This window comes from Deinococcus budaensis (assembly GCF_014201885.1).
GTDB lineage: Bacteria > Deinococcota > Deinococci > Deinococcales > Deinococcaceae > Deinococcus > Deinococcus budaensis.
Window position 1 is genome coordinate 77,101 of the sequence record NZ_JACHFN010000010.1, and the last position, 21,394, is coordinate 98,494.

The following is a 21,394-nucleotide window of genomic DNA, read 5'->3' on the forward strand; positions in this document are numbered from 1 at the left end:
TTTGTGGTCTCCCGGGGGCCGGGCGACTCGGCAGGACCGGTCAAGGTCCGCCACTATCAGCCGGGCGTCCCGGTCGCTTACGCTGTAGCCCATGAGCGTGATCCTGGGCATCGACATCGGCGGCAGCGGCATCAAGGGAGCGCCCGTGGACACGCAGACGGGCACGCTGGTGGCCGAACGTCACCGCATCGCCACGCCGGAAGGCGCCCGGCCCGACGACGTGAAGGGCGTCGTGGCCGAGCTGGTGCAGCATTTCGGGCACGCGGGGCCGGTCGGCGTGACGTTCCCGGGCATCGTGCAGCGCGGCAAGACCCTCAGCGCGGCGAACGTGGACAAGGGCTGGATCGGCCTGGACGCCGACGCCCTCTTTACCGAGGCGACCGGGCGCGAGGTCCACCTCATCAACGACGCGGACGCGGCGGGCGTGGCCGAGGCCCGTTTCGGGGCCGGGGCGGGCGTGCCGGGCGTGGTGCTGGTGCTCACCTTCGGCACCGGGATCGGCAGCGCGCTGATCCACGACGGCCAGCTGGTGCCGAATACCGAACTCGGCCACCTGTGGCTCAAGGGGGACCGCCACGCCGAGAGCTGGGCGTCCGACCGCGCCCGCGAGCGCGACGACCTGAACTGGAAACAGTGGTCCAAGCGGGCAGGCACCTACCTTCAGCACCTCGAACTGCTGTTTTCCCCCGACCTGTTCGTGATCGGCGGCGGCGTGAGCAAGCGGGCCGACAAGTGGGGACCGCACCTCCAGCCCGAGCGGACCAAGCTGGTGCCCGCCACCCTTCAGAACGACGCGGGCATCGTGGGCGCGGCGATGATGGCGGCCCGGCCCGGCCAGGCGTCCTGAAACCATCGCCCGCCGCCTTGGCCTGACCGAGCCGACAGACGATGGGAACCGCCGCCCCACCCGGCCCGTAACGTGATCCGTATGGGCTTTCTCAAGCGGATGATGGTGGCAGCCGGGGTGGGCGGGGCACGGGTGGACGCGCAGGTTCACAACCCGGCGGTGCGGGTCGGTGAGGTGTTGCCGGGCGTGGTGGTCGTGCAGGGCGGCTCCTTGGAGCAGCGCATCGAGCGGCTGAACCTGGGCCTGGCGACCCGCTACAAGGCGGACGACCACTCCGTCACGCACACCCTGTTCACCCGGCCGGTGGTGTCGGCCTTCAGCATCGGGGCGGGCGAGCGGCGCGAATTTCCCTTTCAGCTGCCCATTCCGCAGGGCACGCCGCTGACGCTGCCCGGCACGGCGGTCTGGCTGGTCACCGACGCGGACATCGCGGGGGCGGCTGACCCCGGCGACACCGATCCGCTTCAGATTCTGCCCAGCCCCGAGATGGAGGCCGTCATCGGCGCCGCGCAGCGTCTGGGTTTCCGGCTGGCGGGCAGCGAGGTCGAGTCCCGCCACGGGCGGGTGGTGCAGGAACTCAGCTTCCGCCCTCCCGCCGGGCAATACCGCCTCACGGAGCTGGAGATGATGCTCTTTCCGGCGACCGGCGGGCTGGACGTGGTGTTGGAGGTCGACCGCCGCGCCACCGGCTTGGCCAGCCTGCTGACCGCCGAGTTCGAGCAGCGGGGCCGCTGGTTCGTGCCCGCCGCGCTGCTGGCCGCCGGACCGGACGCGGTGGCGCGCGAACTCGCCGTGCGGGTGCAGGCGCTGTCCTAGCAGGTGTTGTCCTGGCGGGTACCGTCCTGACAGGGCAGAATGCGCGTCATGTCCCCCGCGCCTGATCCCCACCTGCCCGAGCTGCTGACCTGCGACGTGCTGTTTACCGGGGTGGGCGGCGGGCACGCGCCGGGCGGCGTGGTCGTGTCGGGCGGCGTCGTGGCGGCGACCGGCGACCCCGCCGCGCTGCGGGCGAGCTTTCCGCACGCGCAGGAGCGCCGGGTGGGCGAGGTGATCGCGCCGCCGCCCGTGAACGCGCACACCCACCTCGACATGAGCGCCTACGCCTTCGAGCCGCTGCCTTACTTCCGCTGGCTGCCCGAGGTGGTGATCGCCCAGCGGGAGAAACGCGGCGTGGCAGGTGCGCTCGCCGGGGCCGACGAACTCGCGCGGCTGGGCGTGGGCGCGGTCGGGGACATCGTCTGGTCGCCCGAGGGGATGGAGGCGCTGCTGGCGCGCGAGGACCTGACCGGCGTGCTGTACTTCGAGGTGCTGGGCACCTTTCCCGCGAAGGCCGACGACATCTTTGCGGGGATGCGCGAACGGGTCGAGCGCTGGCGGCGGCTGGAGCGGCCCGGCGGCCTCCGGGTGGGCCTCACGCCGCACACGCCCTACACGGTCAGTGACCGCCTCATGCGGCTGGTGGGCGACTACGCGGCGGGCGAGGGCCTGCCCCTCCAGATTCACGTGGCCGAGCACCCCGCCGAGGGCGAGCTGTTCCGCACCGGAGGTGGCCCGCTGTGGGAACACCGCCTGCCCGCCCTCTACCCGGCCACCTTCGCGGAGGTGATCGGGCGCGCGCCGCAGCCGGAGCTGACGCCCGTGCGCTACCTGGACGAGCTGGGCGTGCTGGCGGCGCGGCCCACCCTGGTCCATATGGTGAACGTGACCCCGGAGGACATCGCCCGCACGGCGGCGGCCGGGTGCGCGGTCGTGAGCTGCCCGCGCTCGAACGCGCACCTGGGCTGCGGCACCTTCCCCTGGGCAGACTTCGTGGCGGCCGGAGTGGAGGTCGCGCTGGGCACCGACTCGGTCGCCAGCGGCGGCAGCCTGGACGTGCGGGAGGAGGTCGCGTTTGCCCGCGCGCTCTATCCCGGCCTCGATCCCCGCCTGATCGTGCGCGCCGCCGTCAAGGGGGGGCACCGGGTCACCGGCACCCGCACCCCGCAACTGCGCCGGGGTGACCCCTGGCACTCCCGCTTCGTGTGGCCGTCTGCTACACTGCCAGGGTTGCCCGTCACGCACCCCGACGTGACGGAGGAGGCGCAAACATGAAAAAAGACATCCACCCCAAGGCCGTCCCCACCAAGATCATCTACCAGGGCAAGGTCGTCATGGAGACCCTCAGCACCCGTCCCGAGATTCACGTGGACGTGTGGAGCGGCGTGCATCCCTTCTGGACCGGCGAGGAGCGCTTCGTCGACACCGAGGGCCGCGTCGACAAGTTCAACAAGCGCTTCGGCGACAGCTACCGCACCAAGAAGAAGTGATCGCCGCCCCGCCAGGGGCCGAGCGGAGCGAGAAGCGAAAAGACCCCCGGGCGGCCCGGGGGTCTTCTTCATGGGAGTGGCACCCGACAGGGCAGGGCGGTTTTCGTGGCCCGCTTCAGGGTGTCAGGGTGAAGGGGATGAGCTGTCCCTCGATCAGCCAGCGGTACGGCCCGGGCTTGAGGTGGGTCATCTTCGTGAAGGGGAAGCTGGGAAAGGTCAGCGTCTGCCCCGGCTGGATCAGAGCCGAGTTCAGCTCCTCGGTGCAGGCTCCGCCGCTGTTTTCGGGAATCACGCGGCCCATGCGGTCAGCCACGCGGACTGGGAGGCTCCCGCCGCAACTGTAGGTGAAGATGAGCGGTGCTCCGGTAGGATTTGTGACGCGGACCTGAAGGCGCGGCACGACCTGGTAAGGGTTTCTCGCGACCCGGATCGCCGCGAGGCTCACCGTGCGGGGCTGTACGTCGAACCGCACGCGGGGCGTTCGCTCGTGCTCGTAGGCGGATTCGACGAGCCTCTCCACGCCCGCCGCCCTCGCAACGGGCCGGAACACGCCCGCCGGGGCGTACACCGTCACGCGGTTCAGGGTCGTGTTCACCCGCACGGTCAGGTTGGGGCTGCGCCTCTTGAGGGCCTGCGCCGCTTCGACCAGCTGCATGCCGCTGTACTGCACTGGCTGGGCACCGCGCATGACTCCCGGCTGTCTCGCCCTGACCTTACGCCAGAAAGGGTCGGCCTGAAGCCAGCGCCGGGCTTGCTCCTCCCGGTCTGGATTTGTCAGGGCGGGAACCAACACCCTGGTCCCCTCGACCGGAACGAACGCCAGCCCCGCGAAACCGGGGACAGCCCGCGCGGCCCGCAGCAGGTGCGGCCACTGGTCCGGGGCCAGTTCGTCTACGCGGGACCGGCGTGCGCCGTGCCAGCAAGCAGAAAGGACATCAGCAGAAGGGCGCGGCACCTCATACGACGATGCTACCCAGCCGCCCTGACCCGTGCGTGACGGCGGGGCCTTCCCGTCCGTTCCGGGAGTGCCATACTTCCCCGCGTGCTGAAGTCCCCCTACCACGGCGGTCACCTGGAAGTCATCGTCGGTCCCATGTTCAGCGGCAAGAGCGAGGAGCTGATCCGGCGGGTGACCCGCGCCGTGATCGCCCGTCAACGGGTGGCGGTGTTCAAGCCTGCCCTGGACGACCGCTACCACGCCGCGCAGGTCGCCAGCCACGCCGGGCGCGCCATCGAGGCGCTGGCGGTGCAAGACGCGGCGGCCATCCGCGCGCACCTGCTGGGCGAAGGCGCGCTGCTGCCCGACCCCGGCCAGGCCCTGCCCGACCTGGTGGGCATCGACGAGGCGCAGTTTTTCGGCCCTGAACTCGGGCCGCTGGTGCTGGAACTCGCGGGAGCGGGGGTGCGGGTGATTCTGGCCGGGCTGGACCTCGACTTCCGCGCCGAGCCGTTCGGCTGTATGCCCGACCTGCTGGCCCGCGCCGAGAGCGTGGAGAAACTGACCGCCATCTGCACCGTCTGCGGGGCGCCCGCCACCCGCTCGCAGCGCCTCATCGGGGGTCAGCCTGCCCGCTTCGACGACCCCGTGGTGCTGGTGGGCGCGCAGGAAGCCTACGAGGCCCGCTGCCGGGTGCATCACACGGTGCGGCGCTAAAGGCCCTGGCGGGGCTGAGGGTGGCAGGTGGGGGAAAGGCTGTGGCTTTTTGCGAAGAGGGGCGCCCCCCAGCGGGTTAAACTTCTTTCATCTTCAGCTGCCCTGGGGAAGGCCCCGAGGAGGTCAGACGGTGAATCCCGCCCCGCGCAGTCTGCCCCCGTCCGCCGAGCACACGGCCTGGGCCATGTCTCAGCGGCGGATGTTCGGTCTGGTCGCCTGGGTGGTCGCCTTTGCCTGCGCGGGCGGCCTGTGGATGCAGGCGCCCCGTTTCGATCCGCTGGACCGGGTGGCGCTGCCGGTGCTGGGCCTCACGTTGCTGGGGCTGCATCTCGCGCTGGCGCTGGGCCGGCTGCGCATGCGGGTGGCGATCAATGTCGGCTACGGGCTGGCGACCCTGTACCTGCTGCTGGCGCTGCGGCAGCAGTTTCAGGTGTTCGCGCCGCAGGCGCACACCCTCAGTCCCAGCACCTACTGGTTTACGGTGCTGTACGCCGTGGCCTTTTTGCTCTATCCGCCCCGGCTGGCGGGCGTGATTGCCGGGGGCGTTTACCTGCTCACGCTGGCGCTGTGCCTCGTTCACCTGCTGGGACCGGGCGCGGGCGAGCTGCGGCTGGCCGCCTCGACCGCGCAGTTTTTGCTGGTGGGTGTGGTGATGATCATCGTGCAGGCGACGTTCGGCATGCAGCGCGTGCAGCTGCTCGCCGCGCGCGAGGCCGCCTACCGCGACGCCCTGACCGGCCTCGCCAACCGCCGGGCCGCCGAAGAACGCCTCTCGGTGCTGGCGGACGGCAGCCAGGCCTTCACGTTGGTGCTGTTCGACCTCGACCATTTCAAGGCGGTCAACGACACCTTCGGCCACGCGGTGGGGGACCAGGTGCTGCGGGGGGTGGCCCGCGCGGCCCAGGAAAGCCTGCCGCTGGGAGGCCACGCGGCCCGCTGGGGCGGCGAGGAGTTTCTCCTGATCCTGCCCCCGCTGAGCACCCGGCAGCTGCGCGCCACGCTGGATACGCTGCGCTCGCGCCTGAGCGCCGGGCGGCACGGGCCGGTGACGGGCGTGACCGCCAGCTTCGGGGTGGCGTCCGCGCGGCCGGGAGAGCATCCCGACGCCGTGCTCACCCGCGCCGACGCCGCGATGTACGCCGCCAAGCAGCGCGGCCGCGACGACGTTCACCACGCCGACCCCTCCTCCACCACGCCCGGGGTACCGGGGCAGCTGGCTGAAGACTGACCCGGGGGGGGGCAGAGAGAAGAGGCAGGCGGGGTCAGGCGGTGCTGCGCACGATCAGGCGGGGTTCGAAGCGGCGGGCGCGCGGCGGCCCCCGGTGCCCGCTCAGCCGGGTCAGCAGCAGCCCGGCGGCCTCGAAGCCCATCTGCTCGACCGGCTGGTGCAGGGTGGTCAGGCCGCGCGCCGCCGCCCAGGGCTGGTCGTCGAAGCCGATGATCCGCAGGTCCTGGCCGGGTTCCAGGCCCCGGCTGCGCGCCTCGTCGAGCAGGGCGCCTGCCAGCAGGTCGGCCGAGGCGAAGACCGTGCAGGGAAACTCGGCGGCGTCCAGCAGCGTGACGGCGGCGTTGCGCGCGGCCAGCGCGTCGAAACTGGCGTTGTACTCGGCGCGCACGGTGCGCCCGGCGGCCGCCAGCGCCTCCAGGAATCCGGCGCGGCGCTCCTCGAAGACGCGGGTGGTGAACAGCTGGTCGAGTTCGGTCTCGACCCAGATCGCGTACAGGTCGCCCGGCAGCCGCGCCGCGTACTCGCCCGCCAGGCGCCCGCCCCGCACGTTGTCCATGTAGGCGCAGTCCACGCCCTCGGCGTGCGCGTCGACCAGCACGGTGGGCTGCTGGGTCCGCAGCCGCCGTTCCCGCAGCAGCGCCGTGAGGTTGTAGGTGGCCATCACCAGCCCGTCGGCCTGGTAGGCCAGGGTGTGCGACCCCAGGTAGCGCTCCAGCCGCGAACGGTCGAGCAGCGGAAAGATCGCCACGTCGTAGCGGGCCTCCAGAAAGGCGCTTTCCAGCCCGTCGAGCAGCCGCACGTAAAACTCGGTGGTCACCACCGGCAGCAGCACGCTGATGGTGTAGCTCTTGCCGCCCGCGATGCGCCGGGCGTGGGGATTGGGCGTGTAGTCGAGGTCGGCGATGGCCCGCAGGACCGTCTCGCGGGTGGCGCCCCGCACGGCGGCGTGGTTGTTGAGCACCCGCGACACCGTGCCGACGCCCACGCCCGCCTGCCGGGCGACATCCTGAATGGTGGGTTTACGCATACACAAAGCTCCAGGGAGGTCGGCGGGCCTTCAAGCGCTGTGCCGCCCGGACCTCTGTAAGCCTCACCATAGCGCGCGGCGTGAAAGCGCGTTTCCGCACAAGGGCCGCCCCGGGTAAGGAGGGGGGGACAATCCGGCCCCGCCCCCCCGCCTAGACTCCGGGAGAACGGGCCAGACCGCTTTTCCCGTCTTCCCAGGAGGCCTCCCCGCATGTCCAAACCCACCCCCCTGCTCGCGGCCCTGGCGCTGGCTGCTGTGCTGATTCCGGCGGCGGCCCTGCGCGCCGGGCAGGCCCAGTCCACCCAAGCACAGTCCAGCCAAGCACAGTCCAGCCAGGCGCAGGCCAGCCCGGCACAGTCCGGCCAGACCCGCGCGGCACCGGCCCCCGCGAACCTCGCCCCCACCGCGTCCCCGGCCCGGCCGCTGCTCAACGTGCAGGGCGCGGGCGTGGTCGCCGTGCCGCCCGGCGCGACTGAGACGAGCGCGGTCATGATCCTCCGCAACCCGGGCGCGCAGCCCGTGGTCCTGACCGGCGCGCAGACGGCCGTCGCCGGGCACGCCATGCTGATGACCACCCGCCGCGACGCCCAGGGCCGCAGCGGCATGAGCGCCGTGAAGACCCTGACGGTGCCCGCGCGCGGCACCCTGCGCTTGGAGCCGTCGGGCGACCACCTGATGCTGATGGGCCTCAAGCGTACCCTCAAGGTCGGGGAGACGGTCCGCCTGACCCTGCGGGTGCGCGGCGGTCCGCCGCTGGTGGTGAACGCCGTGGTTCGCAAGCCCTGAGTCTTTCCCCGAAAGGACAAGCCGTGACCGATCTGCCCGCCCCCGCTGCCTCCTCGCCCGCCGCCCGGCCCTGGTACGTGTCGGCGCTGTTTGCCGTGCTGGCGGTGGGGCTGGTGCTGGGGGGAGCCTGGGTCTACGCCCGCGTCCGCAGTCCCTTTCCCTACTACGGCACGGCCTACACGCCGCCCCTCCCCGCCCAGCCTTTTGGCGGCACCGACGAGGAGGGGCGGCCCTGGAGCTTTCAGCCGGGCGGCGCGGCCGGGGGCGAGGGCCGCACCACCGCGCTCTTTTTCGGCTTCACCCACTGCCCCAACATCTGTCCACTGAGCCTGGCGTATCTGGAAAAGGCGCGTCAGGCGCTGCCTCCCGCCCAGCGCGAGCGGCTGGACATCGTGCTGGTCAGCGTGGACCCGGACCGCGACACGCCCGCGCGCCTGAAGTCCTACGTCGAGTTTTTCGGGGACGCGACCGGCGTGCGGGTGCCCGAACCCGCGCTGGCGAAGGTGGCCCGCGACTACGGGGTGGCCTACCAGAGGGCCGACATGAAAGGCCCGCAGGACTACCAGATCAACCACACGACCGCCACGTACCTGATCGACGCCTCGGGCCGCCTGCGGGTGCTGTGGGACTACACCCAGCTCACCCAGGTGGACCGGGTGGTGCGCGACCTCACGCACGTCATGGAGAACCCCCAGCGATGACCCCTCCCCCCGACCTGAACCCCGGCCTGCTCGACCTGCTGGCCCTGCGCTTCGATCCGCTGGTGTGGCTGCCGGTCCTCGCCGTGACCGGGCTGTACTTCTGGCACTTTCTGCGCGCCCGCCGCAACCCGGAAGGCCGCAGGAGCTGGCCCGCCTGGAAGGCCGTGCTGTTCGGCCTCGGCATGGCGCTGCTGATCCTGGTCACCCAGTCGGCGGCGACCACCCTGACGCTGAACAGCATGGCGCTGTACATGGGCCGCCTGATGGTCCTGGCCGAGATCGTGCCGCCGCTGCTGGTGCTGGGGCTGCCGCGAGTCCACATCGACCCGCGCCGCCCGCTGGGGCGGGTGCTGGGCGTGCTGCTCGACCCCTGGGTGGCGCTGGCGGTCTGGACGGCCGTGATCGTCTTCTGGAACGTGCCCGCCGGGTTCAACGCCTCGGTGGTCACCAACACGGCCTCGGCGCTGCTGCCCGCGCTGTACCTGCTGAGCAGCCTGCTGGTCTGGGGGGTGGTGCTGCGGCCCCTGCCCAGCGTGCAGCCTGCCGGGATCGGTTCGCGCGGCTGGTTCGGCTTTATCGCCGCCCTGCCGATGATGGCGGTCGCCGCCGTGTGGCTCTACTCACGCCAGGTGCTGTACACGCCCTACGTGTCCGCGCTGTGCCTGTGGGACCTGACCCCGCTGCAAAACCAGCAGATCAGCGGCCTGATCATGATGCTGGCCGGACTGCCCGCCCTGGCGCTGGCGCTGGTGCAGCTGATGGCCTGGCTGATCCAGCTCGCCGACAGCGGCACCCAGCCGCCCGCCGCGCGGGGGTAGGGGGCAGCCAACCCTAAGCTGCCAGCAGGGGCAGAAGCTCTGGCTCTTCTGCCCCTGCTGTTTTTCGGCTGGCGACTGAAGGCTGACTGCTCCCCTCAGCCCCGCGCCGCCCGCTGCTGCCGCACAAAGTCCAGAAACTCGGCCTGCTCCAGCGTGTTCACGACCTGCGCCGGGGTCAGCCCGGCCTTGCGGGCCATCAATACGCCGTAGCGGGTGTCCCCCAGCCCGGCGGGCACGTGGGCGTCGGTGTTCACCGCGAAGGTCAGGCGCGCTCTCCAGCGCAGGGCGTCCCGCCAGTCGAGGTCGAGGCGGTAGGGATTGGCGTTGATCTCGACCACCGTCCCGTTGGCCTCGCAGGCGGCCAGCACGGCGTCCAGGTCGAGCGCGTAGCCGGGGCGGCGCAGCAGCAGCCGTCCGGTGGGATGCCCCAGGACCGTGACCAGCGGGTGCGAGGCGGCCCGGATCAGCCGCTCGGTCTGCCGCGCCGGGTCGAGGGTAAAGAGGCTGTGGACGCTGGCGACCACGTAGTCGAGGCTCAGCAGGTCCTCGTCGGGGTAGTCGAGCGAGCCGTCGCCTAGGATGTCCACCTCGGCTCCGGCCAGGATCGGCAGGCCCGCGCGCTGGAGTTCGCGGATTTCCCGAACGTAGGCCCGCAGCCGCTCCAGGCTCAGGCCATTGGCGTAGCTCGCCGCCCGCGAGTGGTCCCCGGTACCCAGGAAGCTGTGGCCCAGCCGCCGCGTCTCCGCCACCATCTCCGGCAGGCTCGCCGCCCCGTCCGACCAGGTGGAGTGGGTGTGCAGCAGGCCCCGCAGGTCGCCCACCATGATGAGCTGCTCCGGCGGCGGCAGCGTCTCCCACACGGCGTCGTGCTCGGGGTCGCGGTACTCGGCGGGGCGCAGGGCGAGGCCCAGCTCGCGCGCCACGTCCGCCTCACCCGGGGTGGCGAGAACCTCGCCGCCGCGCGTCAGCCCCCGCCCGCTGAGGTCAAAGCCCCTGGCCTTCGCCTCGGCCCGCAGCCCCTCGCGGTAGTCGGTGCTCCCGCCCATCATCAGGTCGAGTGCTCCGCGAGCCTGGGCCGGGGCGTGGGCGATCTCGACGGGGACGCCGTCCACCCGGCCCGCCAGCAGCGGTTTGCCCTCCACTGGGGCGAGGTCCTCGACCCGGCCTGTCAGCCGCGCGGCCACCTCCCCGGCGGTCCCGGTCACCGTCAGACGGGCGGTCCGCACCGTCTCCAGGCCCCGGCGCACGTCCCCGGCGGGGCGCGGCTCCAGACCCGCGAGCGCCCCCGCGAGCGCCTCCACCACGTCCAGCCCGGTCGAGAGGTGCTGGCGTTCCTGCGCCCCCAGCGCGAACTCGACCGCCTCCAGCATCGCGCCTGCACTTTTCGGCCCGAAGCCTTTCAGGGCGGCCACCCGCCCGTCCCGTGCCGCCTCGCGCAGCCCCTCCAGCGAGTCGATTCCGGCGTCCCACAGGGCGCGGATCTTTTTCGGCCCCAGCCCGCGCACCCGGAACAGCCCCAGCACGCCCGGCGGCACCTGGCTGGCGGCGTCCTCCAGCGGCCCGAAGCTGCCCGTCTGGGCGTAGGCGAGCAGGTCGGCGGCGATCCCCTTGCCGATTTTGGGCACGCCCGCGAAATCCGAGGCGAGCAGCTCCGCCGCGTCCGTGTCCAGCGCCTCCAGGCTGCGCGCCGCGCCTCGGTAGGCGTTCGCCCGGAAGGCTTCCTGGCCCAGCAGGTCGAGCAGATCGGCGGTGGTTTTGAGCACCCCGATCAGGGACTTGCGCGTGACCTCACTCACGGCGCACCCGCCCCGCGTAGGTCACCACGCGCCCGCCTGCCGCCGCGATCTGCGCCAGCGCGTCCCCGAAGCGGAAGCCCACCTCGCCCGGCGCGTGCGCGTCCGAGCCGAGCACGAACGGGATGCCGCGCGCCGCCGCCTCCCGCACCAGCTCGGGCGCAGGGTACGCCTCGGCCACCGGCTTTCGCCAGCCCGCCGTGTTGAAGTCGAGAGCGAGGTCCAGTCCCGCCACCACGTCGAGCACCCGCCGCAAGGCCGAGCCGTCAGGGTCACGGTGCCCGAACTTCTTGGGCAGGTCGAGGTGGCCGATGGCGTCGAACAGCCCGGTCCGCGCCGCCCCCTCCACCAGCGCCGCGTAGTGGCGGTAGATCCCGCCCAGGTCGCGCTCCCCGTATTCGGCCACGTACTCGGGATTGTCGAAGCCCCAGGCGCCGATGTAATGCACGCTGCCGATCACGTAGTCCCAGTCGTGCGCCGCGAGAAGGCGCTCCACGAAGCGCTCGGTGCCGGGGTGAAAGTCCGCCTCCAGCCCCAGCCGCACGTCGAGCCGCCCGGCAAACTCGGCCTGCACCCCCCGCACGGTGTCCACGTACTCGGCCAGTTGGCCCAGCCGCATCCGCCACCCCGCGTCGTACCACGCGGGCATCGGCATATGGTCGGTGAAGCACAGCCCGGCCAGGCCCGCGTCCAGCGCCGCCTGCGCGTACTCGCGCGGATGCCCGGTCGCGTGGTTGCACAGCGGCGTGTGCAGGTGAGAATCGAACAGAGGGGGCAGGGTCATGGGAGACAGGGTAGAGCCTGCGGGCTGGGGGAAGCGGCGCGCGGGGAGGCCGGACGCAGCGAAAGCCCTACCGCGCCCCGCGCACCGCCGCCCGCGTTCTGAGTCTTCCGCCCAGCACATGCAGCACCAGCCCCCCGAACACCAGCGCGGCCCCCAGCGCCTTGAGGGCGGGAAAGCCCTCACGGTAGACGGCGGCGCTCGCCAGCATCCCGAACACGGGGACCAGCAGCGAGAGGGGCGCGACGCGGGCCGCCCCGTGCCGCTGAATCAGCAGGCTCCAGATCCCGAAGCCCAGCACGGTGTTGCCCAGGCCCATAAAGAGGACCGCCGCCCAGAACGCGGGGCCGGAGGAGCTCAGCGTGTGCGCCACCGCCTCCCACCCGGCCGTAAGACCCGCCAGCAGCGTCAGCGGCAGCGGCGCGATCAGGCTGCTCCAGATCACCAGCGCGAAGACGTTGGCCCCGCCGGACGCCCGGACCAGCAGGTTGCTGATCGCCCACCCCAGCGCCGCGACCAGCGTCAGCCCCAGCCCCAGCCCCGTCACGTCCCCGCCCGCCGAGGCGCCGATCAGGCCCATGCCGCCAAAGGCCAGGGTCATCCCCAGCAGCTGCGGCGGCGTGATGGGTTCGCCCAGGAAGCGCGCGGCCAGCAGCGCGGTGAAAAACGCCTGCGTCTGCATCAGCAGCGAGGCCACGCCCGCGCTCATGCCGAGCTGCACGGCCAGATACAGCAACCCGAACTGCACCACGCCCACCGCCAGGCCGTAGCCCCACAGGATGCGCGCCGGAACCTGGGGGCGCGGCACGAACAGCACGGCGGGAAAGGCCGCCACCGCGAAGCGCAGCGCGGCGACCAGCAGCGGCGAGGCGTCCGCCACCGACCACTTGATCACCACGAAATTCACCCCCCAGACGAAGGTGATCAGCAGCGCCAGCAGCAGGCTCCGGAGGGGCAGGGGGGCGGCGGGAGGCACCGCCGGAGTGTACGCTCCTCCGGCGGTGGATGTGCGGCGAGCCGGGACGGGGAAGGGCCAGGCCGCGCTGCATCTTTACTCGCCCGCTGCGTATACTCATGCTCTATGACGAAGGCCGCCCGCCCCCGCAAGAGTCCTGCCTCCGCAGCCGTCAAGGCGCCGGAGCCTGTGCCCACGCCGACTGCCCCGGCGCATAATTCTGCCCTCCTGACCCCCGAGACCCTGCCTGCTCCCGTGATGGCCGGGCGCGACTTCCTGAGCAACCTCGACATGACGCCTCAGGAGTTGCGGGTGGTGCTCGACACCGCCCACTCCATGCGCCGGGGCGAGTGGCGCGGGGTCAAGCCTCTGGCGGGCCTCAGCCTGGCGCTGGTGTTCGAGAAGGCCAGTCTGCGCACCCGCACGACCTTCGACGTGGGCATGTACCAGCTCGGCGGGCACGCGATCACCCTCAGCAACCAGGAGATCGGCCTGGGCACCCGCGAGCGCGTCAGCGACGTGGCGCGCAACCTGGAGCGCTGGGTCGACGGGGTGATGGGCCGGGTCTACCTCCAGCAGACGCTGCACGAACTGGCCGACCACGCTTCCATCCCGGTCATCAATGGCCTGTCCGACATGCTGCACCCCGCGCAACTGCTGGCCGACTACCAGACCATCGAGGCGGAGTTCGGCAGTGACCTGCGCGGGCGGCGGGTCGTGTACATCGGGGATGGCAACAACCTCGCCAACAGCCACATCCACCTGGGCATCCTGACCGGGACCGACGTGACGGTCGTGACCCCGGTCGGCTACGAACCCAACGGCTCGGTGCTGATGGACGCCGTGAAACGCGGCGCCAACGTGACCCTGACCAGCGACCTGGGGGCCGTGGAGGGCGCCGACGTGCTGTACACCGACGTGTGGATCAGCATGGGCCAGGAGGCCGAGGCCGACATGCGCCGCCGCGCCTTCCGGGGCTATCAGGTCACGCCCGCCATGCTGGAAACCATCGCCCCGCACGGTATTTTCCTGCACTGCCTCCCGGCCCACTACGGCGAGGAGACGGTGCCGGAAGCGACCGAGCACCCCAAGTCGCGCGTCTTCGATCAGGCCGAGAACCGCCTGCACGCGCAAAAGGCGCTGCTGTACCACCTGATGGGGGAGATGCGGCCACGGTGGTAGGGGGACGGGCATGAGCCGTGTGGTCCTGCGTTCCCTGGAACTGGCCGACGCGCCCGCCTTGACCGCGTACCGCAACCATCCCGACGTTGCCCGGTATCAGGGCTGGAGGCTGCCGTACTCCCTGGAGGAGGCCGAAGCCCTGATCAGCGCCATGCGGAACCGCGTCCCCGGACAGGAGGGCTGGACGCAGCTGGCCCTTGCCGACGCGCTCAGCGGGGAACTGCTGGGGGACTTCGCCGTACGCGGCGAGGGCGAACAGGCCGAGATCGGCGTTACTCTCGCTCCGCAGGCGCAGGGGCGAGGCCTGGCGCTGGAAGGCCTGTGCCGGCTGCTGGCGCAACTGTTCGGTTCGCCTGGACTGCGCCGCGTCTACGCCAGCATCGACCCGCGCAATCGCCGCGCCGCATCGCTGCTCTCCAGGGCAGGGTTCCGGCATGAAGGTACCACCCTGGCAAGTTATCTGCACCGGGGCCAGTGGACAGATGAGGCGACCTATGCTCTGTTGGCTCACGAGTGGAGCGCGCACCACACCCAGGAGAACCCCAGCCCATGACGTCCCAGATTTTTATCGACGGAGAAGCCGGAACCACCGGCCTGCAAATCCGCGCCCGCCTGGAGGGCCGAGGCGACCTCCATCTCCTGAGCATCGACCCCGCCCGCCGCAAGGACCCGGAAGCCCGCCGCGAGCTGCTGAACAGCGCCGATGTCGCCATCTTGTGCCTCCACGACGACGTGGCGCGCGAGGCGGTGGCGATGATCGAGAATCCCCAGACGCGCGTGCTGGACGCCAGCAGCGCCCACCGCACCGCAGCAGACTGGGCCTACGGCTTTCCCGAACTCACCGCCGGGAGCCGGGAGGAGCTTCGCGCCGCCCGCCTTGTCAGCAACCCGGGCTGCTACGCGACCGGGGCGATTGCGCTGCTGCGCCCGCTGACCGACGCGGGGCTGCTGCCGCCCGACTCCCCGCTCAGCGTGCAGGGCTTCTCCGGCTACTCGGGCGGGGGCCGCGCGCTGGTGGACGCCCACGAGGGGCGGGCCAATCCCGGTGAACCCCGTCACCCGATGGCCGGGCCGTTCAAGAGCTACGCCCTGGGCCTGACGCACAAGCACCAGCCCGAGATGGCCGTTCACGGCGGGCTGAAGCATGCGCCGCTCTTTACCCCCCACGTCGGCGGCTGGCGGCAGGGGATGCTGGTGCAGCTTCCGCTGCATCTGGGGCCGCTGGGCGTGACGGCGGCGCGGCTGCACGAGGCCCTGGCCGACCACTACGCCGGGGAACGCTTCGTCCGCGTCATGCCTTTCGAGGACGGCCAGCCCGCCGACCCCATCCTCGACCCGCGGGCGCTCAACGGCACCAATGAGCTGGAACTGTTCGTCTACGCCAGCCCGGGCGGCGAACATGCCCTGCTCGTCTCACGGCTCGACAATCTCGGCAAGGGGGCCAGCGGCGCCGCCGTGCAGAACCTCGACGTGATGCTGGGGCTGGAGGGGGCCGGGCACGACTACCGGGTGCCGGAAGGGGTGTAGGCCAGGCTCCGTCCAAAGGGGGATGAGGTGGGCTGGGGCGCCGTTCTAGCGTGGAAGCATGCGCCTCAAGGGACTTGTGATGCTCGGCGTTCTGGGGCTGCTCGGAATGCTGGCCGCGCCTTTTTTCCAGTTCCTCTTCCAGCCGCGTTACCGGGTCGAGACTGTGTGGCAGGCGCCCGGAGCGTTCCATCCGCTGCGGGGAGCGCGGCTTCAGGGGGTCGCGGAATACGGCGGCTACGGGCCGAACCGGATGGACTTCGACCGCTTTCTGGAGGTTCGGTGCGGCGGCCTCCCTGGACGGGGTTGGCGTCTCCCTGGAACTTCGACGGGCCGCGAACCCGCCTCCGAGGCGATCTGGACCCGGCCCGGCTTCGAGGTCATCTGGGAAGCCGACGCCCTGCGCCTGCGTCTTCCCGGCCGAGTGCTGCGCTTCGGCGACCCCGGGACGGTGCGCGAACTCGTGGTGCCTGCCCAGGATTTCGTGAGCCTGCGCGGCTGCCGCTGAGTCGCTTGAACTTCAGTCCGCCGCCACGTGCGACGTGACCTGAATCTCGCCGTACACGCCGTCCTGCTCGGCGCTGAAACTGCCCTCCTTGACGCCTTCGAGCAGCGCCGCGAAGTAGGTCGTGCGCTCGCCCCAGTCCTGGGCGGGAATGCCCCGGAAGGTAAAGGTCCGCAACCGGCCCCCGAAGGCCCGCAGCGCGCCCAGCGCGTCTGCCAGGGTCAGGCGGTCGCGCGCGAGCAACGGCACCTCGACCTGCCGCACGGCGCTTTGCGCGGCCCGCACCAGCCGCGCCAGGCTGCCCTGCGGATTGGGGCGGCGTTCGCGGCGCGGCAGCTCCAGCGGGGCCGGGCGGGCGGGCAACAGGCCCTCGCGTTCGCGGCGGCGGGCCGCCAGAAAGTCCACCAGCGCGCCCAGTTCGGCCAGCGCTTCCACTCCCTCCACCACGTCGTCGAGGGGGTCGTCGGCGAAGTCGTCGGGGTCGAGGTCGTCCGGCCCAGGCTGGGGCAGCAGCAACCGGGCCTTGAGGGCGATCACGTTCGCCAGGGCGGGCAGCGCTTCCGGGTGCGCCTCAAAGCTCCCGGCCAGTGTCCCCGCCCAGGCCAGCACCTCGCGCGTCAGCGTCAGCAGCGGCACTTCCCCCGGCGCCACCCGCCCCGCCCGCAGCGCCGAGGCCAGCTCCGAAAGCGTCCCCTCGAAGGCGGGCAGCTGAACGGCGAATCCCGCCAGGGAAGGTGGGGGAGGAGCCGCGAGGATGGTCACCCCCCCACTCCACAACCCGCACCCCACGGCCCACTGCCCGCCTCCATCAGCGCTTCAGGAACCCGACCTTCTCGCGCACTTCCTCGATCACCGGGCGGGCGATCGCGCGGGCTTCCTTCGCGCCCTGCTCCAGCGCGCCCCGCACCCGGTCGGGGTCGGCGCGCAAGTCGGCGGCCCGCTCCTGAATGGGCGTCAGCTCGCGGCGCACACCCTCCATCAGCAGCTTCTTGCAGTCCACGCAGCCGATTCCGGCGGTGCGGCAGCCCTGGTACACCGTCTCGATGGTCGGCAGGTCGGAAAAGAGCTTGTGGTAGTCCCCGATCAGGCACTTGTCGGGGTCGCCGGGGTCGGTGCGGCGCACCCGCGCGGGATCGGTGGGCGCCACCCGGATTTTTTGCCAGATCGAGTCGAGCGGTTCCAGAATCCCCAGGGTGCTCGTCTCGCCCTTGCTCTTGCCCATCTTGCCGTGGCCGTCCACGCCGGGAATCCGCAGGGCGTCTTTGGCATACACGGCCTGCGGCTCGGGAAACGTCTCGCCGTAGAGGTGGTTGAACTTGCGGGCGATCTCGCGCGTCAGCTCGATGTGCTGGGTCTGGTCCTCGCCCACCGGCACGGTGTCCGCCTTGTACAGCAGGATGTCGGCGGCCATCAGCACCGGGTACATCAGCAGGCCCGCCGGGACACTCTCCAGCTCGGCGGACTTGTCCTTGTACTGGGTCATGCGCTCCAGCTCGCCCACCGGGGTCAGCGAGGTGAAGATCCAGTTCAGCTCGAAATGCTCGGGCACCTGCGACTGCGCGAAAAAGACCACCTTGTCCGGATCGAGGCCCACCGCGAAGTTCGCCACCGCCATCTCGAAGGTCCGCTCGGCCAGCCGGGAGGGGTCGTGGGACGCCGGGTTGGTGATCGCGTGCAGGTCCACCACGCAGTACAGCGAGTTCTTGCCGTACTGCTCGCCCAGCCGCACATAGTTCTTCATGGCCCCGAAGAGGTTGCCGATATGGGGGTCCCCGGTCGGCTGGATTCCTGAAAACACGCGCGGCATAACCCGCCGATTCTAACGGCCCGGCGCCTCTCCCCGTCCAACCCGCTGGCCGTGGGGGGCCACGCCAAAGAGGCGGCCCCTCCCAGCTGGGAAAGGCCGCCCCGGAAAAAGGGGGATGCTCAGCGGTCGCTGGTGCCCCCGGGGGTGGCGGGAGCGGCGCTGCCCTCACCGCTCTCCGCCGCCGTGTCCGCATCCGGCGTGGTCGCGGGCGCCCCGGCAGCGTCGGCGGGGGCGCCGGTGTCCGTCCCCTCCCCGGCCTTCGGCTGGGTCGCGGGGGGGGGCGCGGCGGCGGCGACCCGCTTTTGCTGCGCGTCGAGCACCTTCTGGAGGTTGTTGACCGGCTTGAGGGTCTCGACCTGCTTGGCGACGTAGGCCTGACCCGCCTCCTGCTTCTTGGTGGCGAGCACCTGCTGGCGAATCTGCTCGCGCACGGCCGACAGCGGCTGCACGGCGGCGCGCTGGAGGTCGGTCACGTAGGCGACCACGAAGCGGTCTCCCACCTTCACCACGTCGCTGAGGCTGCCCTCTCCGGCGGAGCGCAGGTTCTGGGCGGTGAAGACGGCCGCCTCGACGGCCGGGTCCAGCGGACCGGGGGCGTCGGGCGTGCCGGGCGCGACCTGACCGCGCTCGCTGACGGTGCCTCCGGCCTTGCCCGCCGCGGCCGTGAAGCTGCCCTGGCCGTTCCAGCCCTGCCGGAACGCCTGCGCCGCCGCCCGGTCCGCGAAGCTCGCCTCGGCGACGGTGCCGCCTGCGGGCGTCTGGAACTGCTCGCGGTTTTGCTGGTAGTAGGCCTGGATATCGGCGTCGGTCACCTTCACGTCACGCGCTCCGTAGGCGGCCAACCCCTGCGCGATGTCCTGGCGGGTGCCGGTCAGCGCCAGCTCCTCGCGCCCGGCGATGGTGGGCGCGGCGTAGCTCTGGATCAGTCCAGTCACGACCTGCGGCTTGAGCAGGCCGTTGACCAGCTGCGCGGCCTGCTCGGGCGGCACCTGACCCAGCAGCCCGGCAAACTGCTGGTTTTGCACGACCTGCGACACCACGTCCGAATAAGGGATGGTCTGCCCGGCGACCGTGGCGACAGCCGGGTTCTCGGTCTTCCAGTTGGGGTCGAGCACCTCGATCTTGAGGTCCTTTTCCAGCCCGGTCAGCCAGCGCTCGACGGCGGCGTTCTTCTTCTGCTCGTTCACGGCGGTGACGGCCTCGGCCTTGGCCTGCTCGAAGGGCCGCACGCCGGGCGCCAGGAAGCGCTCGACCTTGACGATGTAGAACTTGCCGCCGCTCTCGACCACGTCCGTCACGCCGCCCCCGGTCAGGGCAAAGGCGGCCGCGCCGACCTCCCCGGGCAGGGCGACCTGCGCGACCGGGCGGGGAGCGCCGTTCTCGATGGGTCCCAGCGCCCCGCCCCGGTCCTTGAACTCCGTGCTGTTCGCCGAGGCCAGAGCCGCGAAGTCCGCGCCGCCCTTGACCTCGGCGAGCAGGCGCTCGGCTTTGGCCTTGTCGCCCACCACGATCTGGCGGCCCACGATGCGGGCGTCGGTCTGAAAGCCCTCCGGGTTGAGGTCGTAGTGCAGCCGCGCCTCGGCGTCGGTGGCCGGCTGGGCGGTCTTCTTGATCTCCTCGATCTTGCGGTCCACGGCCAGCTGGTCGCGGGTGCGGCGGCGGAACTCGGCGTCGGTCAGCCCCACCCCCTGCAAGGCGTCGGTCCAGGCTTTGGTCTCGGTGAGCTGGTTGGCCTCGCGGACCTTCTGCACCTCGGCGTTCACGTCGGCGCGGCTCACGTCGATGTCCCCGGCGGCCTGCGTCAGCAGCACCTGGCGGGCCTGCTGGGCGACCACGTAGGTCTTGAAGTCGTCGGCCAGCACGCCGCTCTCGGCGCTGGTCAGGACCGGATTGCTGCGGCGCAGGGCCTCCAGCTCCTCCACCGTCACGGTCTGGCCGTTGACCTTCAGGGCGGGCGTGCCCTGCTGGCGGTTTCCAAAGAGCGAGCCGACATCCGGCGTGAACTGGTAGGCCATGCCGACCACCAGCATGAGTGCGAGAACGCCCAGCAGGACGTTCACGACCTTTTTGTTCTTCACTTGATCTCCTTCCGGCAAAGTGCTACGTTACCTGAGCTTTGCGCTCGTAGCTCAGGTGGATAGAGCGTTGGCCTCCGGAGCCAAAGGCCACAGGTTCGAGTCCTGTCGAGCGCACCACCAACCCGCAAGACGCCACCCTCTGGGGTGGTGTTTTTGCTGTGCTGCCCGCGAACGCGGGGGGAGGGGGCAGGCTCTCGGAGGCGCACACGGGCGATTCTAGCACGCTGTCTCAAGGCGGCATGAAGGAAAAAAACCTGACCTGGCGCGGGTTTTCCGCCGCTTTCTCATCTGCCGGGGCGAGCGAGCACGCCGGCCCCGGCACGCTAGGCTGGGGCCCATGAAGCTCCTGTCTTTGCTTGAGCGCCTGCCCGGCAGCTACGCTGGCCCCACCCAGCCCGAACCCGGCCCGCATGGGCTGATCGGCGTGGGCGAGGGCGCCCTGGCCGCGCACCTCGCCGCGACCCTGATTCCCGGGACGCTCACCCGCAGCGGCACCCAGTTCGTGGTGTCCAGCGCCGACGCCGCCGACGCCGCCCGCGACTACGCCGATCTGGCCGAGGTGGCGGGCGCCGCCGTGCGCCGGGTCAGCACGGGCGGCGCCGTGGACGACGTGGACGTGCTGGTGCCCGGCGGAGTCCTGACGGCCTACCACGCCGCGCAGTACCTCGCCCACGCTTCGGGCCACGCTGACCAGGCCGCCGACGCCGAGACGCTGCTGGCGGAGCTGCGCGGCCGCTGCTCGCCGGGAGTGGAAGACGGCAACCCCGCCCGTGACCTGGCCTGGACCCTCTGGGGCCGCCTGCCGCTGCTGCTGGCCGCCCCGGACGCCGAGGCGCTGCCGCACGCCTGGCAGGCGCTGCTCGCCCGGGTGGGCAAGACCCTGTCGGTCCCGGTCCTGGGTGACCCGCTCGCGCTGGTGACTGGCGCGTTCGAGGCCCAGCACGAGAAGGGCGACGCCAAGGTGGCCCTGCTGCTGGGCGACCCCGACCCCGCCCTCCTGATCGCCCGCGAGGTGCTCGACTCGCGCATCGACGAGGTGGTGGCGGTGCCGTACCCGGAGGGCGTCAACCCCGCGCACCCCGGCGGCTACGCGGCGCAACTCGCCCTGTGGTACTTCGGGGCCTGGGTCGCCGCCTACCTGGCCGAGCGCTACGGCCTGGACGCGGGCGACCTGCCGGTGCTCACCCGCGCCCAGGCCGTGCTCGCGGGCGAGTCAGGCCCCGATACCCTCACGCTGGGGGGCGCCGGTGGGGAGGGGGGGCGCCCACCCCGCTTTGACCGCGAAACGCCCGAAGACGACCTGGACGCCTCCGATCGGGAAGAAGACTTCGACGAGGACCTGGACGAGGACCGCGAGGAACCCTGAAGCGGGGCCGGGGGGCCGCGCCGCGCCCCGGCTGCC

At 71.5% G+C, this 21,394-nt stretch carries 22 protein-coding genes and 1 tRNA gene; 15 read left to right on the plus strand and 8 right to left on the minus strand.

The window, feature by feature from the left end; translation table 11 throughout:
• Positions 1-91: 91 nt before the first annotated feature.
• The 4 genes from ppgK (at position 92) to rpmE (ending at position 3,153) form a co-directional block, all read left to right on the plus strand.
• The gene (gene ppgK / locus HNQ09_RS13285; protein WP_184030190.1) at positions 92-847 is read left to right on the plus strand and encodes a polyphosphate--glucose phosphotransferase; all 756 of its coding nucleotides are present in this window, start codon (positions 92-94) and stop codon (positions 845-847) included.
• 81 nt (positions 848-928) lie between these two features.
• Complete coding sequence (locus HNQ09_RS13290) at positions 929-1,663, plus strand: sporulation protein (protein WP_184030192.1); 735 nt, start codon at positions 929-931, stop codon at positions 1,661-1,663.
• 39 nt (positions 1,664-1,702) lie between these two features.
• Positions 1,703-2,938: an amidohydrolase family protein gene (locus HNQ09_RS13295; RefSeq protein WP_184030194.1), complete on the plus strand. Its 1,236-nt coding sequence runs from the start codon at positions 1,703-1,705 to the stop codon at positions 2,936-2,938.
• Complete coding sequence (rpmE, locus tag HNQ09_RS13300) at positions 2,935-3,153, plus strand: 50S ribosomal protein L31 (RefSeq protein WP_034354998.1); 219 nt, start codon at positions 2,935-2,937, stop codon at positions 3,151-3,153. The genes HNQ09_RS13295 and rpmE overlap by 4 nt, the downstream gene beginning before the upstream one ends.
• A 115-nt stretch (positions 3,154-3,268) precedes the next feature.
• Here rpmE and HNQ09_RS13305 read toward each other — a convergent pair whose 3' ends face one another.
• Positions 3,269-3,841 carry a hypothetical protein gene (locus tag HNQ09_RS13305; RefSeq protein ID WP_184030197.1) on the minus strand — a complete coding sequence of 191 codons (573 nt, stop codon included), beginning with the start codon at positions 3,839-3,841 and terminating at the stop codon, positions 3,269-3,271.
• Between the two features lie 354 nt (positions 3,842-4,195).
• Between HNQ09_RS13305 and HNQ09_RS13310 the strand changes: the two genes are divergently transcribed.
• Positions 4,196-4,807 (plus strand): thymidine kinase, encoded by a 612-nt coding sequence (locus HNQ09_RS13310; RefSeq protein ID WP_184030199.1) that lies wholly within the window; start codon positions 4,196-4,198, stop codon positions 4,805-4,807.
• Between the two features lie 130 nt (positions 4,808-4,937).
• Positions 4,938-6,035, plus strand: coding sequence for a GGDEF domain-containing protein (locus HNQ09_RS13315; RefSeq protein WP_343057809.1), 1,098 nt, complete (start codon positions 4,938-4,940; stop codon positions 6,033-6,035).
• A 34-nt stretch (positions 6,036-6,069) separates the two neighbouring features.
• Here HNQ09_RS13315 and HNQ09_RS13320 read toward each other — a convergent pair whose 3' ends face one another.
• Positions 6,070-7,062: a substrate-binding domain-containing protein gene (locus HNQ09_RS13320; RefSeq protein ID WP_184030201.1), complete on the minus strand. Its 993-nt coding sequence runs from the start codon at positions 7,060-7,062 to the stop codon at positions 6,070-6,072.
• Between the two features lie 210 nt (positions 7,063-7,272).
• Between HNQ09_RS13320 and HNQ09_RS13325 the strand changes: the two genes are divergently transcribed.
• From HNQ09_RS13325 to HNQ09_RS13335, 3 genes are read left to right on the plus strand one after another with little or no spacing between them, the layout of a single operon-like run.
• The gene (locus HNQ09_RS13325) at positions 7,273-7,848 is read left to right on the plus strand and encodes a copper chaperone PCu(A)C (protein ID WP_184030203.1); all 576 of its coding nucleotides are present in this window, start codon (positions 7,273-7,275) and stop codon (positions 7,846-7,848) included.
• A 23-nt stretch (positions 7,849-7,871) separates the two neighbouring features.
• On the plus strand, positions 7,872-8,549 hold the full coding sequence (locus tag HNQ09_RS13330; RefSeq protein ID WP_184030204.1) for an SCO family protein: 678 nt from the start codon (positions 7,872-7,874) through the stop codon (positions 8,547-8,549).
• Positions 8,546-9,367: a cytochrome c oxidase assembly protein gene (locus HNQ09_RS13335; RefSeq protein ID WP_184030206.1), complete on the plus strand. Its 822-nt coding sequence runs from the start codon at positions 8,546-8,548 to the stop codon at positions 9,365-9,367. Before HNQ09_RS13330 ends, HNQ09_RS13335 begins: the two co-directional genes overlap by 4 nt.
• Before the next feature lie 95 nt (positions 9,368-9,462).
• Here HNQ09_RS13335 and HNQ09_RS13340 read toward each other — a convergent pair whose 3' ends face one another.
• The 3 genes from HNQ09_RS13340 to HNQ09_RS13350 form a co-directional block, all read right to left on the minus strand.
• The gene (locus HNQ09_RS13340) at positions 9,463-11,163 is read right to left on the minus strand and encodes a helix-hairpin-helix domain-containing protein (protein ID WP_184030208.1); all 1,701 of its coding nucleotides are present in this window, start codon (positions 11,161-11,163) and stop codon (positions 9,463-9,465) included.
• Positions 11,156-11,944: a histidinol-phosphatase HisJ family protein gene (locus tag HNQ09_RS13345; protein ID WP_184030210.1), complete on the minus strand. Its 789-nt coding sequence runs from the start codon at positions 11,942-11,944 to the stop codon at positions 11,156-11,158. Before HNQ09_RS13345 ends, HNQ09_RS13340 begins: the two co-directional genes overlap by 8 nt.
• 67 nt (positions 11,945-12,011) lie before the next feature.
• Entirely contained in the window at positions 12,012-12,899 is an 888-nt protein-coding gene (locus tag HNQ09_RS13350; RefSeq protein ID WP_184030282.1) for an EamA family transporter, read from the minus strand.
• Positions 12,900-13,154: 255 nt separating this feature from the next.
• Between HNQ09_RS13350 and argF the strand changes: the two genes are divergently transcribed.
• From argF to HNQ09_RS13370, 4 genes are read left to right on the plus strand one after another with little or no spacing between them, the layout of a single operon-like run.
• Positions 13,155-14,078: an ornithine carbamoyltransferase gene (argF, locus tag HNQ09_RS13355; RefSeq protein ID WP_184030284.1), complete on the plus strand. Its 924-nt coding sequence runs from the start codon at positions 13,155-13,157 to the stop codon at positions 14,076-14,078.
• Positions 14,079-14,088: 10 nt separating this feature from the next.
• A complete protein-coding gene (locus HNQ09_RS13360; protein ID WP_184030212.1) occupies positions 14,089-14,631 on the plus strand; it encodes a GNAT family N-acetyltransferase in 543 nt (180 codons plus the stop codon).
• Complete coding sequence (gene argC / locus HNQ09_RS13365) at positions 14,628-15,605, plus strand: N-acetyl-gamma-glutamyl-phosphate reductase (protein WP_184030214.1); 978 nt, start codon at positions 14,628-14,630, stop codon at positions 15,603-15,605. Before HNQ09_RS13360 ends, argC begins: the two co-directional genes overlap by 4 nt.
• 58 nt (positions 15,606-15,663) lie before the next feature.
• A complete protein-coding gene (locus tag HNQ09_RS13370) occupies positions 15,664-16,110 on the plus strand; it encodes a hypothetical protein (RefSeq protein ID WP_184030216.1) in 447 nt (148 codons plus the stop codon).
• Positions 16,111-16,122: 12 nt separating this feature from the next.
• Here the strand turns inward: HNQ09_RS13370 and HNQ09_RS13375 are convergent, their stop codons facing one another.
• The 3 genes from HNQ09_RS13375 to HNQ09_RS13385 all read right to left on the minus strand — a co-directional run bounded on the left by HNQ09_RS13375 (position 16,123) and on the right by HNQ09_RS13385 (position 19,992).
• Positions 16,123-16,869, minus strand: coding sequence for a ScpA family protein (locus HNQ09_RS13375; protein ID WP_184030218.1), 747 nt, complete (start codon positions 16,867-16,869; stop codon positions 16,123-16,125).
• 46 nt (positions 16,870-16,915) lie between these two features.
• Positions 16,916-17,914 (minus strand): tryptophan--tRNA ligase, encoded by a 999-nt coding sequence (trpS, locus tag HNQ09_RS13380; protein WP_184030220.1) that lies wholly within the window; start codon positions 17,912-17,914, stop codon positions 16,916-16,918.
• Positions 17,915-18,033: 119 nt separating this feature from the next.
• The gene (locus HNQ09_RS13385) at positions 18,034-19,992 is read right to left on the minus strand and encodes a peptidyl-prolyl cis-trans isomerase (protein ID WP_184030222.1); all 1,959 of its coding nucleotides are present in this window, start codon (positions 19,990-19,992) and stop codon (positions 18,034-18,036) included.
• Positions 19,993-20,032: 40 nt separating this feature from the next.
• On the opposite strand from HNQ09_RS13385, the gene HNQ09_RS13390 reads away from it, so the two are divergent.
• Positions 20,033-20,109 (plus strand) — tRNA-Arg (locus HNQ09_RS13390).
• 220 nt (positions 20,110-20,329) lie between these two features.
• Entirely contained in the window at positions 20,330-21,358 is a 1,029-nt protein-coding gene (locus tag HNQ09_RS13395; protein WP_184030224.1) for an SIS domain-containing protein, read from the plus strand.
• The last annotated feature ends 36 nt before the right edge of the window (positions 21,359-21,394 follow it).

What these genes read in the sequence shown, in the direction of transcription:
- ppgK (WP_184030190.1), top strand. Translation starts at nt 92, where the DNA reads ATGAGCGTGATCCTGGGCATCGACATCGGCGGCAGCGGCATCAAGGGA.
- HNQ09_RS13290 (WP_184030192.1), top strand. Translation starts at nt 929, where the DNA reads ATGGGCTTTCTCAAGCGGATGATGGTGGCAGCCGGGGTGGGCGGGGCA.
- HNQ09_RS13295 (WP_184030194.1), top strand. Translation starts at nt 1,703, where the DNA reads ATGCGCGTCATGTCCCCCGCGCCTGATCCCCACCTGCCCGAGCTGCTG.
- rpmE (WP_034354998.1), top strand. Translation starts at nt 2,935, where the DNA reads ATGAAAAAAGACATCCACCCCAAGGCCGTCCCCACCAAGATCATCTAC.
- HNQ09_RS13305 (WP_184030197.1), bottom strand. Translation starts at nt 3,841, where the DNA reads ATGCGCGGTGCCCAGCCAGTGCAGTACAGCGGCATGCAGCTGGTCGAA.
- HNQ09_RS13320 (WP_184030201.1), bottom strand. Translation starts at nt 7,062, where the DNA reads ATGCGTAAACCCACCATTCAGGATGTCGCCCGGCAGGCGGGCGTGGGC.
- HNQ09_RS13325 (WP_184030203.1), top strand. Translation starts at nt 7,273, where the DNA reads ATGTCCAAACCCACCCCCCTGCTCGCGGCCCTGGCGCTGGCTGCTGTG.
- HNQ09_RS13335 (WP_184030206.1), top strand. Translation starts at nt 8,546, where the DNA reads ATGACCCCTCCCCCCGACCTGAACCCCGGCCTGCTCGACCTGCTGGCC.
- HNQ09_RS13345 (WP_184030210.1), bottom strand. Translation starts at nt 11,944, where the DNA reads ATGACCCTGCCCCCTCTGTTCGATTCTCACCTGCACACGCCGCTGTGC.
- argF (WP_184030284.1), top strand. Translation starts at nt 13,155, where the DNA reads ATGGCCGGGCGCGACTTCCTGAGCAACCTCGACATGACGCCTCAGGAG.
- HNQ09_RS13360 (WP_184030212.1), top strand. Translation starts at nt 14,089, where the DNA reads ATGAGCCGTGTGGTCCTGCGTTCCCTGGAACTGGCCGACGCGCCCGCC.
- argC (WP_184030214.1), top strand. Translation starts at nt 14,628, where the DNA reads ATGACGTCCCAGATTTTTATCGACGGAGAAGCCGGAACCACCGGCCTG.
- HNQ09_RS13370 (WP_184030216.1), top strand. Translation starts at nt 15,664, where the DNA reads ATGCGCCTCAAGGGACTTGTGATGCTCGGCGTTCTGGGGCTGCTCGGA.
- trpS (WP_184030220.1), bottom strand. Translation starts at nt 17,914, where the DNA reads ATGCCGCGCGTGTTTTCAGGAATCCAGCCGACCGGGGACCCCCATATC.
- HNQ09_RS13395 (WP_184030224.1), top strand. Translation starts at nt 20,330, where the DNA reads ATGAAGCTCCTGTCTTTGCTTGAGCGCCTGCCCGGCAGCTACGCTGGC.